The 15,860-nt window shown below is 70.4% G+C and carries 16 protein-coding genes; 10 read left to right on the forward strand and 6 right to left on the reverse strand.

The features are described 5' to 3' along the window. Positions 1 to 39: 39 nt before the first annotated feature. Positions 40 to 1,176, forward strand: a complete 1,137-nt coding sequence (locus ACF8O7_RS02495) for a PilT/PilU family type 4a pilus ATPase (RefSeq protein WP_016450725.1) — start codon at positions 40 to 42, stop codon at positions 1,174 to 1,176. A gap of 100 nt (positions 1,177 to 1,276) precedes the next feature. After that, positions 1,277 to 2,188 (forward strand): NAD(P)-dependent oxidoreductase, encoded by a 912-nt coding sequence (locus ACF8O7_RS02500; protein WP_016450726.1) that lies wholly within the window; start codon positions 1,277 to 1,279, stop codon positions 2,186 to 2,188. Positions 2,189 to 2,387: 199 nt separating this feature from the next. On the opposite strand, the gene ACF8O7_RS02505 is transcribed toward ACF8O7_RS02500, so the two are convergent. The 3 genes from ACF8O7_RS02505 to ACF8O7_RS02515 all read right to left on the reverse strand — a co-directional run bounded on the left by ACF8O7_RS02505 (position 2,388) and on the right by ACF8O7_RS02515 (position 4,214). Continuing rightward, entirely contained in the window at positions 2,388 to 3,119 is a 732-nt protein-coding gene (locus ACF8O7_RS02505; protein WP_017406038.1) for a BON domain-containing protein, read from the reverse strand. Beyond that, on the reverse strand, positions 3,116 to 3,724 hold the full coding sequence (locus ACF8O7_RS02510) for an SIS domain-containing protein (RefSeq protein WP_016451992.1): 609 nt from the start codon (positions 3,722 to 3,724) through the stop codon (positions 3,116 to 3,118). The genes ACF8O7_RS02505 and ACF8O7_RS02510 overlap by 4 nt, the downstream gene beginning before the upstream one ends. 73 nt (positions 3,725 to 3,797) lie before the next feature. Beyond that, positions 3,798 to 4,214 carry a YraN family protein gene (locus ACF8O7_RS02515; RefSeq protein ID WP_017406037.1) on the reverse strand — a complete coding sequence of 139 codons (417 nt, stop codon included), beginning with the start codon at positions 4,212 to 4,214 and terminating at the stop codon, positions 3,798 to 3,800. Here ACF8O7_RS02515 and rsmI point away from each other — a divergent pair. After that, complete coding sequence (rsmI, locus tag ACF8O7_RS02520) at positions 4,214 to 5,155, forward strand: 16S rRNA (cytidine(1402)-2'-O)-methyltransferase (protein WP_280047564.1); 942 nt, start codon at positions 4,214 to 4,216, stop codon at positions 5,153 to 5,155. The two genes, ACF8O7_RS02515 and rsmI, sit on opposite strands and share 1 nt — an antisense overlap. Here the strand turns inward: rsmI and ACF8O7_RS02525 are convergent, their stop codons facing one another. The 3 genes from ACF8O7_RS02525 to ACF8O7_RS02535 form a co-directional block, all read right to left on the reverse strand. Continuing rightward, on the reverse strand, positions 5,156 to 6,412 hold the full coding sequence (locus ACF8O7_RS02525) for an Hsp70 family protein (protein ID WP_280047565.1): 1,257 nt from the start codon (positions 6,410 to 6,412) through the stop codon (positions 5,156 to 5,158). A gap of 116 nt (positions 6,413 to 6,528) precedes the next feature. After that, positions 6,529 to 7,368 carry a VOC family protein gene (locus tag ACF8O7_RS02530; protein WP_280047566.1) on the reverse strand — a complete coding sequence of 280 codons (840 nt, stop codon included), beginning with the start codon at positions 7,366 to 7,368 and terminating at the stop codon, positions 6,529 to 6,531. Positions 7,369 to 7,393: 25 nt separating this feature from the next. Next, positions 7,394 to 7,978, reverse strand: a complete 585-nt coding sequence (locus ACF8O7_RS02535) for an OsmC family protein (RefSeq protein WP_280047567.1) — start codon at positions 7,976 to 7,978, stop codon at positions 7,394 to 7,396. A 217-nt stretch (positions 7,979 to 8,195) separates the two neighbouring features. On the opposite strand from ACF8O7_RS02535, the gene ACF8O7_RS02540 reads away from it, so the two are divergent. The 7 genes from ACF8O7_RS02540 to ACF8O7_RS02570 are packed head-to-tail and all read left to right on the forward strand — an operon-like array spanning position 8,196 to position 15,852. Continuing rightward, on the forward strand, positions 8,196 to 9,869 hold the full coding sequence (locus ACF8O7_RS02540) for a TIGR04028 family ABC transporter substrate-binding protein (RefSeq protein ID WP_280047568.1): 1,674 nt from the start codon (positions 8,196 to 8,198) through the stop codon (positions 9,867 to 9,869). A gap of 28 nt (positions 9,870 to 9,897) precedes the next feature. Next, positions 9,898 to 10,845, forward strand: coding sequence for an ABC transporter permease (locus tag ACF8O7_RS02545; RefSeq protein ID WP_012202987.1), 948 nt, complete (start codon positions 9,898 to 9,900; stop codon positions 10,843 to 10,845). Next, positions 10,842 to 11,798, forward strand: a complete 957-nt coding sequence (locus tag ACF8O7_RS02550) for an ABC transporter permease (RefSeq protein ID WP_280047570.1) — start codon at positions 10,842 to 10,844, stop codon at positions 11,796 to 11,798. Before ACF8O7_RS02545 ends, ACF8O7_RS02550 begins: the two co-directional genes overlap by 4 nt. Continuing rightward, positions 11,795 to 13,486 carry an ABC transporter ATP-binding protein gene (locus ACF8O7_RS02555; protein WP_280047571.1) on the forward strand — a complete coding sequence of 564 codons (1,692 nt, stop codon included), beginning with the start codon at positions 11,795 to 11,797 and terminating at the stop codon, positions 13,484 to 13,486. The genes ACF8O7_RS02550 and ACF8O7_RS02555 overlap by 4 nt, the downstream gene beginning before the upstream one ends. Next, positions 13,467 to 14,579 (forward strand): putative FMN-dependent luciferase-like monooxygenase, encoded by a 1,113-nt coding sequence (locus ACF8O7_RS02560; RefSeq protein ID WP_126311190.1) that lies wholly within the window; start codon positions 13,467 to 13,469, stop codon positions 14,577 to 14,579. Before ACF8O7_RS02555 ends, ACF8O7_RS02560 begins: the two co-directional genes overlap by 20 nt. Then, a complete protein-coding gene (locus tag ACF8O7_RS02565) occupies positions 14,576 to 15,268 on the forward strand; it encodes a CMD domain protein (RefSeq protein WP_126311188.1) in 693 nt (230 codons plus the stop codon). The genes ACF8O7_RS02560 and ACF8O7_RS02565 overlap by 4 nt, the downstream gene beginning before the upstream one ends. Beyond that, complete coding sequence (locus ACF8O7_RS02570; RefSeq protein ID WP_016449182.1) at positions 15,265 to 15,852, forward strand: alkylhydroperoxidase domain protein; 588 nt, start codon at positions 15,265 to 15,267, stop codon at positions 15,850 to 15,852. The genes ACF8O7_RS02565 and ACF8O7_RS02570 overlap by 4 nt, the downstream gene beginning before the upstream one ends. Positions 15,853 to 15,860 lie beyond the last annotated feature (8 nt).

The raw sequence follows: 15,860 nt of genomic DNA on the forward strand, positions 1-15,860 counted from the left end.
CGCGCCACGACGGCGCGCAATGCCCGGGGGAATACGGCAATGGAAAGAGATCAGGCCACCAAGTTCATCAACGACCTGCTCAAGCTCATGGTCAGCCGCAACGGCAGCGACTTGTTCATCACGGCGGAATTCCCGCCGGCGATCAAGATCGACGGGCGCATCACCAAGGTGTCGCCGCAGCCGCTGTCGCCGGTGCACACGCTGACGCTGGCGCGCTCCGTCATGAGCGACAAGCAGATCGCCGATTTCGAGCGCACCAAGGAGTGCAACTTCGCCATCTCGCCGCCGGGCATAGGGCGCTTTCGCGTCAACGCCTTCATCCAGCAGGGCCGCGTGGGCATGGTGATGCGGACGATTCCGCTGGCCCTGCCCACCATCGACAGCCTGGGCGTACCCCAGGTGCTCAAGGAAGTGACCATGACCAAGCGCGGCCTGTGCATCCTGGTCGGCGCCACGGGCTCGGGCAAGTCCACCACGCTGGCCGCCATGGTGGACTGGCGCAACGAGAATTCCTACGGCCACATCGTGACCATCGAGGACCCCATCGAATTCGTGCACCCGCACAAGAACTGCGTGGTCACGCAGCGCGAGGTGGGCCTGGACACGGACAGCTGGGAAGCAGCGCTCAAGAACTCCCTGCGCCAGGCACCGGACGTGATCCTCATGGGCGAAATCCGGGACCGCGAGACCATGGAGCACGCCATCGCCTTCTCGGAAACCGGCCACCTGTGCCTGGCCACGCTGCACGCCAACAGCGCCAACCAGGCGCTGGACCGCATCGTCAACTTCTTCCCCGAAGAGCGCCGCCCGCAACTGCTGATGGACCTGTCGCTGAACCTGCGCGCCATGGTCTCCCAGCGCCTGCTGCCCAAGCAGGACAGCAAGGGACGCGTGGCCGCCATCGAGGTGATGCTCAACTCGCCGCTGATCTCCGACCTGATCTTCAAGGGCGAAGTCACCGAGATCAAGGAGATCATGAAGAAAAGCCGCAACCTGGGCATGCAGACCTTCGACCAGGCGCTGTTCGACCTGTTCGAGTCCAACCTCATCACCTACGAGGATGCCCTGCGCAATGCGGACTCGGTCAACGACCTGCGGCTGCAGATCAAGCTGGGCAGCCAGCGCGCCAAGTCGCTGGACCTGGCGGCGGGCACCGAGCATTTCGCCATCGTCTGAACGCGCCTTCAGCGCGCCGAGCCGGGATACCGGCTCCTTCCAGGGCCGCACACCGCGCGCCCCTGCGCCACCCGCTCCCACCACCTCTCAGGAATCCCCCATGTCCGACTCCTCCATCGCCGCCCGCAGCTATGCGGCCATCGCTCCCCTCTCCGTAGCCTTCCTGGGGCTGGGCGTCATGGGCTATCCCATGGCCGGCCACCTGGCCACGGCAGGCCACCGCGTCACGGTCTACAACCGCACGCAGGCCAAGGCCCGCGCCTGGTGCGAGGAGTTCAACGGCGGCCATGCGGCCACGCCGCGCGAGGCCGTGGCCGGCGCCGACATCGTGTTCAGCTGCGTGGGCAATGACGATGACCTGCGCTCGGTCGTACTGGGGCCGGACGGGGCCTTCGCGGGCATGCGCCGCGGCGCCATCTTTGCCGACCACACGACGGCATCGGCCGAAGTGGCGCGCGAGCTGCATGCGGCCGGGCTGGAGCTGGGCCTGCAGTTCATCGACGCGCCCGTCTCGGGCGGCCAAGCAGGCGCCCAGAACGGCCAGCTCACCGTGATGTGCGGCGGTGACGAGGCCGCCTTCGCCACCATGCAGCCCGTGGCCATGGCCTTCTCGCGCGCCTGCACGCTGATGGGCGACAGCGGCGCCGGCCAGCTCACCAAGATGGTCAACCAGATCTGCATCGCCGGCCTGGTCCAGGGCCTGTCCGAGGCCATCGCCTTCGGCCAGCACGCGGGCCTGGACATTCCCGCCGTGCTCGACGTCATCGGCAAGGGCGCAGCCCAGAGCTGGCAGATGGACAATCGCGGCCGCACCATGGCCGAAGGCAAGTTCGACTTCGGCTTTGCCGTGGACTGGATGCGCAAGGACCTGGGCCTGGTGCTGGCCGAGGCCCAGCGCAACGGCGCCCGCCTGCCCGTCACGGCCCTGGTGGACCAGTTCTATGCCGATGTGCAGCAGATGGGGGGCAGGCGCTGGGATACCTCCAGCCTCATCAAGAGGCTCACCCCCTGAGCGGCTTACGCCGCTTCCCCCTCTCTACTTGCTTCGCAAGGGAGGGGGACGACACCATCGCTGCGGGGCGGCCCTTGCTTGGTGTCCCTGGCTTTAGGCCCTGCCAGATTCAAGTGCTATGCCCTGAGGAACGAGATCTTCCTATGTCCAAAACAAAAAGCCGGAACATGTTCCGGCTTTTGCTTTCAGGCGGCGGTGATCACTTCACCGGGGTGACGGTGGCGCCCACGGGAGTGGACAGGCTGCTTTCCGTGGGGCTGGAGGGGGCGCTGGCTGCGGCGGCCTTGCCGGAGTCGTCGGTGACCACGGGGGCGGACTGCGGCTGCATGCGGGCCAGTTCGTCCTCGGAGATGACTTCCACCACGCGCACGACCTTGGTCACGTCGTTGATGCCGCGGGCGATCTCGGCGCCGCGCTTGGCTTCGCGCGGGGTGACGATGCCCATCAGGAAGACGACCTTGTTCTCGGTCACGACCTTGAAGGCCGAGGCCTGGATGTCCTTGGCGTCCAGCAGGCTGGCCTTGACCTGGGTGGTGATCAGGGTGTCCTTGGAGCGCTGGCTCAGCGTGGAGGTGAAGGGCGCCACCACCACTTCGTTGAAGACATTGCGCACCGTGGGCTGCTCGCGCACGAGCTTCTCGATGGTCTGGCGGTCGGCCTCGTTGCCGGCCTCGCCGGTCAGCAGCACCTGGCGGTTGTAGCTGGTGACGTTGACATGGGCCTTGTCGCCCAGCACTTCGGAGATGCGGTTGTTGGCGCGCAGCTCGATGCCCTGGTCTTCCACCTGGGTGCCGGTGGTGCGGCGGTCCGCCACCGACATGCCGGCCATCACGGCGCTGCCGCCCACCAGGGCGACGCAGCCCGACAGGGCGGCGCCCAGGGACGCAACGGCGAGCACACCGCAGGCGGCGCGGGACCAACGGAACTTCATAGAGGCATCTCCTGTTCACCAAGTAACTGGGCATCCACGCCGTCGCACAGGCAGTGCAGCACCAGCGTATGGGTTTCGCGCACGCGCGCCGCACGGTCGTGCGGCACGCAGATCAGAACATCGGTCTCGCGCACGCGGCCGGCCAGGGAGCCGCCCGTGCGGCCGGTCAGCACCACGGCCATCATGTCGCGCTCATGGGCGGCATCCAGGGCCTCCAGCACGGCCACGTCGTTGCCCGTGGCGGACAGCACCAGCAGCAGGTCGCCGGGCTGGCCCAGGGCGCGTATCTGGCGCGCCAGGTACTGGGTGGCGTTGCCGCCCGAGCCCGTGGCGCCCACGGTGCCCAGCAGGCCACCGTCGGACACCAGGGCCACGGCGGCCAGCTCGGGCCGGTCGCGCTCGAAACCGGCCACGCACAGGGCGGCGAAGAGCTGGGCGTCGCTGGCCGAGGCGCCAGCGCCGCAGGCCAGGACCTTGCCGCCGCTGGTCACGCAGGCCAGCATGGCCTGTACCGCTGACGCAATGGGCTGGCTCAGCGCCTGGGCGGCCTGGTATTTCAGGTCGGCGCTGTCGATGAAATGCTGTTGGATACGTTGCTCAAGCATGGAGGCCCGATGATAACTGCCGCCCCTGAAGTCTTTCGTAGCCAGGCGTTATTTGTGCTGCAGCGGTAACGGATCAGGCGCCTTCGGCGTCAAAGGCGGCCTGCAGCCACTGCACGGCAGGCCCGGCTCCGGGCTCGACCAGCACCACGTCGAAGCGGCACGGCGGCGGCGCGGTCCATCGCATCAGGTAGTGGCGCGCGGCAAACACGATGCGCCGCTGCTTGGTGGCGCCTATGCTGGCGCCGGCACCGCCGAAGGCGCGCGTGCCGCGGCTGCGCACCTCGACGAAGACCACGGTGCCGTCGCGCGCCTGCACGATGAGGTCGATCTCGCCGCCGCCGCGGCCCGGCGTCCGATAATTGCGCTCGACCAGACGCAGGCCGGCAGCCTGCAGATGGGCCAGCGCCGCGTCCTCGGCCTGCTGGCCCCGATGCCGGGTCGTGAGGGCAGACGGCCCCGCGCCTGCCGGCTTTTTCGCAAGGAAACCCATTGACTACCTCTTTCGCCACCGCGCTGGGCGCAGCCAAGGATGCTGCGGCATCCCAGCATTATCCGCAGGGAGCCCTCTACGTGGTGGCCACTCCCATCGGCAACCTGGCCGACATCAGCCTGCGCGCCCTGCATGTGCTGCAGCTGGTGGACTGCGTAGCCTGCGAGGACACGCGGCACACGCAGGGCCTGCTGCGTTCCTATGGACTGGACCGGCCCGGCAGCCAGCTGCTGGCCGTGCACCAGCACAACGAGGCCGAGGCGGCCCAGCAGATCGTGGCGCGGCTGCAGCAGGGCCAGCGCATCGCCTATGTCAGCGATGCGGGCACGCCCGGCGTCAGCGACCCCGGCGCACGCCTGTGCGCCGCCGTGCAGGCCGCAGGCCTGCGCTGCATTCCGCTGCCCGGCGCCAGCAGCATCACGGCCGCCATCAGCGTGGCCGGTGCGGTCACGCCTTCGCAGGGCGAGGGAGGGTTCGTCTTCGCAGGCTTTCTGCCCACCAAGTCGGCCGAGCGTCTGGCCGCCGTGCAGCAACTGGCCCTGCAGCCGCGCTGCACCGTGCTGCTGGAGGCGCCCCACCGCATTGCCGACCTGGCCACCGCCCTGGCCACGCTGGGCGAGCGCCCGGTGACGCTGGCACGAGAGATCACCAAGCAGTTCGAGGACATTGCCACCATGCCCGCCAGCGCGCTGCCGGCCTGGCTGCAGGCCGTGCCCCAGCGCAGCAAGGGCGAGTTCGCCGTGGTGCTGCACCCGGTGGCCCTGGGTGGCGATGAGGCCGACGCCGACGCCCTGCGCGTGCTGCGCCTGCTGCTGGCCGAGCTGCCCACCAAGACCGCCGTGCGCCTGGCCGCCGAGATCACGGGCGCACCGCGCAACCGCCTCTATGACGCCGCGCTGGCGATCAAGCAGGCCGCCGAGGAGGACGGCGACGCGGATTGATCAGGCATACGCCAGGCCGGTGGCCACGCCACCGAACAGGTCGCCTTCGACCTGCGGCACGCCGGGGAAGGCCTCTCGCAGCGCATCGCGCAGCGTGCGCAGGGCCGACGAGCCGCCCGTGAGGTAGATGGCGTCCAGCGCCTGGGGCGCCACGCCGGCCAGGCGCAGGCAATCCTGGGCACAGGCCACGACCTGTTGCAGGGGGCCTTGCAGCTGCTCGTGCAGCACCTCGGGCGAGATGGCGGCGGACAGGCCCGATTCCAGCCAGCCCAGCTCGATGGGCGACTCGGCATGGCGCGTGGAAGCCTCGATCTTGGCCTGCTCCACGACGGCGGCCAGGCGGTGGCCTTCGCGCAGTTCCAGCACGTCCATCAGGCGCTTGTGCAGGCGCTGGTCGCTGTAGTCGGTGCGCAGGTTGCGCGCCTCGGCCAGGGCCTTGGGCGAGTACAGCCACTGGATCAGGTGCCAGGTCGAGAGGTCGAAGAACACGCGGCTGGGCACTTCGCGGCCGCTGGGGCCGGTGTGGCGGTAGCCCAGCAGCGGCATGAGCTGGGCCAGGTTGAGCCGGTGGTCGAAGTCCGTGCCGCCGATGTGCACGCCGCTGGTGGCCAGGATGTCGTCGCGGCGGTCGCGGCGGCCGGCCTGCTCGGGCCCCAGGCGCACGACGGTGAAGTCGGAGGTACCGCCGCCGATGTCCACCACCAGCACCACGGATTCCTGCGTGAGGCGCTGCTCGTAGTCCAGCGCGGCGGCGATGGGCTCCATCTGGAAATCCACTTCGCCCAGGCCTGCGGCGCGCGCGGCGTCGGCCAGGGCCTGCTGGGCCTGGCGGTCGCGCTCGGGATGGTCATCCACGAAGTGCACGGGCCGGCCCAGCACCACGCGCTCGGGCAGGCGTCCGTCCAGCGAGGCACGCGCCCGGTCGGCCACGCGGCGAAGGAACAGTCCGATCACATCCTGGTAGCTGACCAGCTGGTCGTGCACGGCCGTCTTTTCCTGCAGCAGCGCGCTGCCCAGCAGGCTCTTGAGCGAGCGCATGAGCCGGCCCGGCTCGCCATCCAGGTACTGGGCCATGGCGTCGCGCCCGAAATGCGTGCTGTGCTCATCCGTATGGAAGAACAGCGCCGTGGGCATGCCGCAGGCATCGCCTTCCAGCGGCAGCAGGCGTGCGGGCTGGCCGGGCACGCGCCAGGCCATGGCGGAGTTGGAGGTACCGAAATCTATGCCCAGCGTGGCAGGAGAGGAAGCAGTCGTCATGGCAAGCGGCGCCGCGCCACGGCAGCCTGCGAAGGCTGCAGCGGCTGCAACGAAAACGCCCACCGGAGTGGGCATGGGTGTCAGCGGGGCGCCATTCTATCGCCCGCGCATTGCGCCTAGGCGGCAGCGGTTTCCCGGGGCAGGGAATCCTGGGCGAGCACGATGCGCACGCCATGCGTGGCGGCCTCGTCCAGTGCCCGTGCAGGCGCAGGCCGCCGCAGGTCCAGCCCGATCGCATAAGGGCCTTCGCCGCGCGTGGCCAGCCGGTGGCCCAGGGCGCCCGTGGCCACGCCCTGGGCTGGGGCAGACAGCACCAGCTCGGTGGCGCCCGGCCCCGTGCCCCCCAGCTTCAGCGAGGCGCGGTAGGCGCCGCCATCGGCCGACAGGCGGGCCTCGCCGATGTCGGCGCCCTCGCCCAGCAGCGCGCGCCAGCGCGCCAGGCTGGCCCGCAGGTCATGCACGGCCACGTGCAGCCGGGCCACGCCGGTGGCGCCGTTGGCATGCACGCGCGCATCGCCCTCAGGCACGCGCAGGGCGCGCGGCGTGAGGTCGCCGCAGAGAAAGGGCAGGTCCTGGCTGCGGGCGCGTGCGTTGCGCCAGCGCAGCTGCGCGCCGTCGGGGCGCAGCCGGCCGCCTTCGTAGGGCGCCTCGTAGTCCAGCCCGCGCGCCTGGGCTGCGGCGACCACGGCGCCGGTCTCGGTGGGCAGCAGCGCGAAATCGACAATGCCCTCGCCATGGCGCTGCAGCTGCTGCCACCAGCGTTCCTCGGGCGCGGGCGCGCGCCAGGCGATGAGTTCGAAGTAGGCGCCGTCGGCAAACACCACCAGGGCGTTGTGCGTGGAGCGGCCCGGATGCTCGCCGCCGCGCAGCACGTTGAAGCCCAGCGCGGTGTAGTCGGCAATGGAGCGTTCCAGGTCCTGGACCGCGATGACGATGTGGTCGAGTGGCAGGGTCATGGCAGGGGTGCTTTCCGCACGGTGTTCAGGCCGCCAGGCGCGCGGCGGCGCTGGAGTCGGTGTGGCGCACTTCGGCGCGGATGTTCTGCGGATTGCGCAGCAGGTTGAGGATGGGGCAGGTGCGCTCCACGGCCTCGAACAGCGCATCGATCTCGGCGCGGCTGGCCGGCGAGTCGATGTGCACGGTGTAGCCGATCTCGTGCGGCCAGATGGGCGTGGCCTCGTGGCCGGGCCTGCCGCCGCGCGGGTCGATGATGCCCGTGACCTCGACCTCCAGGCTCTCCACCGGCACCTGTCGCTCGGCCGCCTGGATCAGAAAGATGTGGGTGACGCAGGTGCCCAGCACACCCAGCTGCAGCTCGGGCGAGCTGGGGCCGAGGTTGTAGCCCGCGAATTCGGGTGGGCTGTCGCTGATGACCTGGTGCTCGCGTATGCGCAGGCGGCGCACGCCGCTGCGGCCCTCGGCACGCACATGGGCCTTGAGGTGGGCGGGCTGGGCCGTGCCGGCCGCGACGGCGGCGCTGCGGGCGAGCACGGCGGCGCGTTTTTCGGCGAGGTATTCGTTGAGATGGCTCATGGACTGGCTTTCGGTGAAGAAGTACCAGCCCATTGTTGGGACCGCCGCATGCGCGGCAAACAAACGAATCCGTCTGCGCTTATGCACTGGGCAGATATGCGGTGCCCCCATCTCTTAGTCGTTTTCCAAATAACGATGCAACTCGATATATGAGCGCAAATATTTGCCATCGATAGCATGAAAAACATGGAGCCGGTCCTGTGGCCGGCAGTCTTGTTTTTCAGCGCCCCAGCGGCGGCGAGGTACGAACGTGTTTTCCCAATCGAAGGCGGGTCAGGCGGCATGGAAGGCCGCGATAGCGGTATTGGCGGGCAGCAGCCTGCTGCTGGCGGCGTGCTCCAAGCAGGCCGATACGGCCCAGGCGGGCGCGGCTGCTGGCCCCGTGGAAGGCGGCACCCTGGTCTACCTGGAGCAGCAGGCCCATACCAACCTCTATCCGCCGGCCGGGGGCTTCTATCCCAACGGCGGCGTGCTCAACCAGATCACCGACAAGCTGACCTACCAGGACCCGAAGACGCTGGAGATCCAGCCCTGGATCGCCGAGTCCTGGACCGTGAATGCCGACGCCACCGAGTACCGCTTCAAGCTGCGGCCCGGCGTCACCTTCTCCGACGGCACGCCGCTGGACGCGGCGGCCGTGGCGCGCAACTTCGACACCTACGGCCTGGGCAACAAGGCGCTCAAGCAGCCCGTGTCCGAGGTGATCAACAACTACGAGCGCAGCGAGGTGGTCGATCCGCTGACGGTGAAGTTCTTCTTCAGAAAGCCTTCGCCGGGCTTTCTGCAGGGCACTTCGGTTATCGGCTCGGGCCTGGTTTCGCCGGCCACGCTGGACCGCCCCTTCGAGGAGCTGGGCGACGCCACGCGCATCATCGGCTCCGGCCCCTTCGTGGTGGCCAGCGAGACGCTGGGCAAGGAGCTGGTGCTCAAGGTGCGCAAGGACTACGCCTGGGGTCCCGCCAAGCTGGCCCACCAGGGCCGCGCGCGGCTGGACGAGGTGAAGTTCATCGTCACGCCCGAGGACAGCGTGCGCATCGGCGCGCTGCTGGCTGGCCAGGCCGGGCTGATCCGCCAGATCCAGGCCTATGACGAAAAGCGCGTCGAGGATCAGAAGTTCAGCATCTACGCCCCGCCCACGCGCGGCGTGAACAACAGCGTGGCCATCCGCCCCGACAACGCCCTGGTGGCCGACCTCAGGGTGCGCCAGGCCCTGCTGCATGGCACCAACGCCAAGGAGATCGTGGAGACGCTGTTCTCGCCGCGCTATCCGCAGGCGCGCTCGGTGATTGCCTCCACGGCGGCCGGCTTCGTGGACCTGTCGGCCAAGCTGGCCTATGACGAGGCCAAGGCGAAACAGCTGCTGGACGAGGCCGGCTGGACGCTGGGCGCCAACGGCCTGCGCCAGAAGGACGGCCGCGATTTCGTGCTCTCCACCTACGAGTCCCTGCCCCAGCCGCAGAACAAGGAGACGCTGCAGCTCGTGGCCCAGCAGTGGGCCCGCCTGGGCATCAAGCTCAACGTGCTGTCGGGCGACGCGGGCAGCCGCGCGGTGGACACGCTGGACCCCGACAAGACCGGCGTGCTGCCCGGCATGGTGGGCCGCGCCGATCCCGACGTGATCAAGAGCAACTACTACCCGACCAACCGCAACGTGCTGCTGCAAAAGGGCGGCGTGAGCCAGAAGGTCAAGTCCTTCGAGGACACCAAGCTCAACGGCCTGTTCGACGCCATCGCGGCCGAGACCGATGCCGCCAGGCGCCTGGCGCTGGCCGGCGAGGTGCAGAACTACCTGATCGACCAGGCCTATGTGATCCCCATCTTCGAGGAACCCCAGGCCTTTGCGGGCGCGGGCTGGGTGCGCGACGTGGGCTTCGAGGCCGTGGGCCGGCCCAGCTTCTACAGCACCTGGCTGGCCAGGCGCTGACCGGAACGCTCCCTGAGGAACCGCTCCCATGCCGCGCCGCTATCTGCTCAGCCGCATCGCCCAGGCCGCCCTGGTGCTGTGGGCGGCCTTCACGGTCTCGTTCATCCTGCTGCAGCTGCTGCCGGGCGACGCCGTGCTGATCAAGTTTCTGAACCCCGAGCTGGGCCTGGGCCCGCAGGAGATTGCCGACATCCGCGCCGCCTACGGCTCGGACCAGCCCGTGTGGCAGCAGTACCTGCATACACTGGGCCAGTTCCTCACGGGCCATTTCGGCTATTCGCTGCAGGCCGGCGTGCCGGTGAGCCAGGGCCTGGCCACCAGCCTGCCACCCACGCTCAAGCTCGCGGCCCTGGGCTTTGCCGCAGCCGCGCTGCTGGCCGTGGCGCTGGCGGCGGCCGCCAGCCTGGCGCCCTTTGCCTGGCTGCGCAACGCGCTGTATTCGCTGCCCTCGGTCTTTGTCTCGGTACCCGTGTTCTGGCTGGGGATCATGCTGATCCAGGTGGTGTCGTTCCGCCTGGGCTGGATCGCCGTGATCAATCCCGGCCCCTGGGAAGGACTGGTGCTGCCCACGCTGACCCTGGCCGTGCCGATCTCGGCGCCGCTGGCCCAGGTGCTGCTGCGCAATATCGACGCCGTGCTGGCCCAGCCCTTCGTGGCCGTGGCGCGGGCCAAGGGCGCCTCGCGCCGCTGGGTGCTGCTGCGCCATGTGGCGCGCAATGCCCTGCTGCCCACACTGACCATTGCCGGCGTGCTGTTCGGCGAGCTGCTGGCCGGCGCCGTGGTGACGGAGGCCGTGTTCGGCCTCAACGGCCTGGGCACGCTGACCCAGCAGGCCGTGGGCAACCAGGACACGGCCGTGCTCCAGGCCGTGGTGGTCGTCTCGGCCGCCGCCTTCGTACTCATCAACCTCGCCGTGGATCTGCTGTACCCGCTGCTTGATCCGCGCCTGCGCCATTCCGTGGAGAACCGGCCATGAACACTGCCGTCTCAAGCGCTCTTTCCCCGGCCCTGGATGCCCAGGCCGCGCCCCCCACTCCTACTCCCATTCCCACGGCGCTGCCAGCGTCGTCACCGGCCCCTGCGCCAGCCGCCCCGCGCCGCAGCTTCGCCTTGCCGGCCCGCCTGCAATCCCTGAAGCGCCTGCCGCCCACGCTGGCCCTGGCCTGGCTGGTGATTGCCGTGGCCGCGATGTGGGCGCTGGCGCCCGGCTGGTTTGCCCACCAGAACCCGATCGCGGGCCAGGCCGGCCAGCAACTGCTGGCGCCCAGCGCCGCGCACTGGCTGGGCACGGACGCGCTGGGGCGCGACCTGTGGGCGCGCGTGGTGCATGGCGCCGTGCATTCGCTGTCGGGCGCCTTCGTGGCCGTGGGCGTGGGACTGGCCGTGGGCACGCTGATCGGCCTGCTGGCCGGGGCCACGGGCGGGCGCACGGAAGATGCGCTGATGCGCCTGGTCGATGTGCTGCTGGCCGTGCCTTCGCTGCTGCTGTCGCTGACCATCATCATCGTGCTGGGCTTTGGCACCATCAACGCGGCCATTGCCGTGGGCGTGGTCTCGGTGGCCAGCTTCGCGCGCCTGGTGCGCTCGGAGGTCGTGCGCGTGCGCCGCTCCGACTACGTGGAGGCCGCCTTTGGCAGCGGCGGGCGCTTTGCCGCCGTGCTGTGGCGCCATGTGCTGCCCAACTCGCTGACCTCGGTCATCGCCATGGCCGCGCTGCAGTTCGGCTCGGCGATCCTTGCGATTTCCACCCTTGGTTTTCTGGGCTACGGCGCGCCGCCGCCCACGCCCGAATGGGGGCTGCTGATCGCCGAGGGCCGCAACTACATCGCCACCGCCTGGTGGCTGACCACGGCGCCGGGCCTGATCGTGGTGGCCGTGGTGCTGGCGGCCAACCGCATCGCCACGGCCTTCGCACGGAGGCCTGCATGAGCGCCGCCATCGAGGAACGCATCCACGCCGCACCAGCGGTGGCAACCACCGCCCCCGTGCTCGAAGTGCAGGACCTGGCCGTGGCCTACCGCGATGCCGCAGGCCAGGCACAGCGCGTGGTGCACGGCGTGTCGTTTTCCGTGGCGCCGGGCGAGGTGGTGGCCCTGGTCGGCGAGTCGGGCTCGGGCAAGACCACCACGGCGCAGGCCGTGATCGGCCTTTTGGCCGACAACGGCCACCGCGAGCACGGCAGCATCCACCTGCAGGGCACCGAGGTGTCGGAGTGGCCGGCCGCACGCTGGAACGCCATCCGCGGCCGCGTGGTCAGCCTGGTGCCGCAGGACCCCACCATGTCGCTGAACCCCGTGCGCACGGTGGGCGACCAGGTGGGCGAGATCCTGCGCATCCACGGACTGCGCGACCGCACGGCCGTGCAGGCGCGCGTGCTGGAGCTGCTGGCCCGCGTGGGCCTGTCCCAGCCCGCGCTGCGCGCACGCCAGTATCCGCACGAGCTGTCGGGCGGCATGCGCCAGCGCGTGCTGATCGCCATCGCCATCGCGCTGCGGCCCGCCCTCATCATTGCCGACGAGCCCACCAGCGCGCTGGACGTGACCGTGCAGCGGCGCATCCTGGACCTGATCGACGCGCTGCGCCGCGAGACCGGCACGGCCGTGCTGCTGGTCACGCATGACCTGGGCGTGGCGGCCGACCGTTCGCACCGCCTGGTCGTCATGCAGAGCGGCCGCATCCAGGAGCAGGGCCCCACGCTGGAGCTGCTGCGCAATCCGCAAAGCGCCTATACGCGGCGGCTGCTGGCCGATGCGCCTTCGCTGGCGCCCGCGCCGCGCCGCACGCCCAGGCCCGCCACCGCCGATGACTGGGCCATCGAGGTCGAGGACCTGGTGCACGAGTTCGCGGCGCCAGGCCATGCCTCGGCCCACGGGCGCGGCATCTTCCGCGCCGTGGACGGCGTGTCGCTGCGCGTGCGCCGGGGCAGCACGCATGCCATCGTGGGCGAGTCGGGCTCGGGCAAGACCACCACCATCCGCGCCATCGTGGGCCTGGGCCGGCCCACGGCGGGCCGCATCCGCATCGAAGGCACCGAGGTCACGGGCCTGCGCGGCGAGGCCCTGCGCCAGCTGCGCCGCCGCGTGCAGCTGGTCTACCAGAATCCGTTCAGTTCGCTGGACCCGCGCCAGAGCGTGTTCGACATCATCGAGGAGCCCCTGCTGAACTTCGACCCGCTGCCGGCCGATGAGCGCCGCCGGCGCGTGCACGACATGCTGGAGCGCGTGGGCCTGCCGGCCGCCGTGCTGCCGCGACGCCCGCATGCGCTGTCGGGCGGCCAGCGCCAGCGCGTGGCGATTGCGCGCGCCCTGGTGCTGCAGCCGCAGGTGCTGGTGCTGGACGAGGCCGTATCGGCCCTGGACGTGACGGTGCAGGCGCAGATCCTCGCCCTGCTCGCCCAGCTGCAGCAGGACCTGGGGCTGACCTATCTCTTCATCTCGCACGACCTTGCCGTGGTGCGCCAGATTGCCGACACGGTATCGGTGCTGCGCGCGGGCCGGGTGGTGGACGCGGGCAGCGTGGAGGAGGTGTTCCAGCGCCCCACCAGCGACTACACGCGTGAACTCATGGACGCCATTCCCGGCAAAAGGAGCATTGATTTTGTCCCTCACCCCGCCTGATACCAACCGTGGCCACGGCTCCCGCACCGGCCCGCGCCTGGGCTTCTTCAGCCGCCTGCTCGACGATGCGCCGGCCGGCGAGCGCTACCGCCTGGTGGCCGAGCAGATCGCCCATGCCGAGGCCCAGGGCTTCGACTCGGCCTGGGTCGCCCAGCACCATTTCCATGAAAGCGAGGGCGGCCTGCCCTCGCCCTTCGTCTTCCTGGCCCATGTGGCGGCGCGCACGCGGCGCATCCGCATCGGAACGGGCGTGATCACGCTGCCGCTGGAAAACGCGCTGCGCGTGGCCGAGGATGCGGCCGTGCTGGACCTGCTGACCGGCGGCCGCCTGGAGGTGGGCCTGGGCACGGGCGGCACGGCCGAATCCTTCGAGGCCTTTGGCGTGCAGGGCGCCGAGCGCGGCGCCGTCTTCGCGCGCAACTTCGGCGTGCTGCAGGACGCCTGGGCCGGGCGCGCGCTGGCCGGTGGCGTCCACCTGTACCCGGCCGCGCCGCAGCTGCTGGAGCGCGTCTGGCAGGCCACGTTCTCGGCCGAGGGCGGCGCGCGGGCCGGGGCCAACGGCGACGGCCTGATGCTGTCGCGCACCCAGCCACGGCCCGAAGGCGCGCCGCAGGCCACGCTGTCCGAGATCCAGAACCCCATCATCGACGCCTACCTTGCCCGCCTGCCCGCGGGGCGGGCGCCGCGCATCCTGGGCTCGCGCACGCTGTTCGTGGCCGACCGCCGAGACGATGCGCTGCGCTGGGCCGAGGCCGGCCTGCGCCGCGTGGCCCGGCGCCATGCCGCCCAGCCCTCGCAGTGGGCGGCCCGCGTCGATCCGCAGGCGCCGCTGGCCGATCTCATCGCCGCCTACGACGTGCATGTGGGCACGCCCGACGAGGTCATCGCCTCGCTGCGCGCCGACACGGCGCTGGCGCGCGTGAGCGACATCGTCTTCCAGGTGCATTCCATCGACCCGCCGCACGACGCCATCCTGCGCTCCATCGAGCTGACGGCCGCCCATGTGGCACCAGCCCTGGGCTGGCGCCGTGCAGATCTGCAGGCACCCTCTTCCCTCCCCGCAGCCCGGGCCGGACTGCTGCAAGCCGCATGACCATGAACACCACCGTACAGCCCCGTTTTCCGGACGACGTCATCGACCACCTCGCCGGCATCACCCCCGGCAGCGCCCTGGACCGCGTGCGCCGCCACCGGACCGAGGCGCGCACGCAGGCCCAGCAAAGCTTTGCCGCCCTGTTCACGCCCGCCGAGCCCGTGCCCGGCACGGTCTCGCTGCGCGAGCGGCTGGCCCTGGCCGCCTTCACGGCCGGGCTGCATGGCGAGCCGCGCAGCGCCGTCTTCTATGCGAAGGCGCTGGCGGCCGAAGATGCGGAACTGGCTGCCGCCGTGGCATCCGAAGTCGTGCGGGGCCGTGCACAAAGCCTTCAGCCCGGCAGCGGCCCGCACGGGCCGTACGGCCGCTACCCGGCAGGCCCGCTGAGCCGCGAAGACCAGAGCGGCCCCGCCTATGCCGTGGACCCGGCCCATGCCGCGCTGCTGGGCGCGCGCCTGGCCGCGGCGCTGGCCCATGCGCACCTGCTGGCCTACCACCCGCGCGACGCCAGCGCCGGGGCCCTGCAGGCGCTGCAACAGGCGGGCTGGAGCGAGACGGACATCGTCATCGTGTCCCAGCTGGCGTCCTTCCTGTCCTTCCAGATCCGCGTGGTCGCGGGGTTGCGCGTGCTGACTGCACGCCCCGCGTCCCCGGCAGCCCATCAACCCACCCTGCAAGCCCAGCCATGACCTCAACGAACTCCGCCGCTCCCCAGGTCTTCACCCAGGAACAGCTCGACTGGCTGCCATGGATTGAGCCGCTGGACGAAAGCGAGCTGACCGAACGCCACCATGCAGGCCTGGTCGATGCCTCACGCGCGCAGTCGCCCTACTTCCGCCTGCTGGCGCGCGACCCCGACACGCTGGGCGCACGCACGCGCACCGACAAGGACATCTTCTACAACCCCGACGCCGGCCTGCCGCGTGCCGAGCGGGAGCTGGCGGCCGCTGCCACCTCGCGCGCCAATGGCTGCATCTACTGCGCCTCGGTCCATGCGCGCTTTGCCACGCACTTCTCGCGCCGGGGCGGCGACGTGCAGCGCCTGCTCGACGAGGGTCCGGGCACGGACCTGGGGCCGCGCTGGAACGCCATCGTCACGGCGGCCGTGGCGCTGACCCAGACGCCGCCTGCGCTGGAGCCCGCCCACATCGATGCGCTGCGCGCCGCCGGCCTGGACGATGCCGCCATCTCCGATGTGCTGCACGGCACGGCCTTCTTCAACTGGGCCAACCGGCTCATGCTGTCGCTGGGCGAGCCACGGACCACCGCATGAGGGCTTTC

The organism is Delftia sp. WSY_16, from assembly GCF_043104415.1.
In the GTDB taxonomy this organism is placed as follows: domain Bacteria; phylum Pseudomonadota; class Gammaproteobacteria; order Burkholderiales; family Burkholderiaceae_C; genus Comamonas; species Comamonas tsuruhatensis.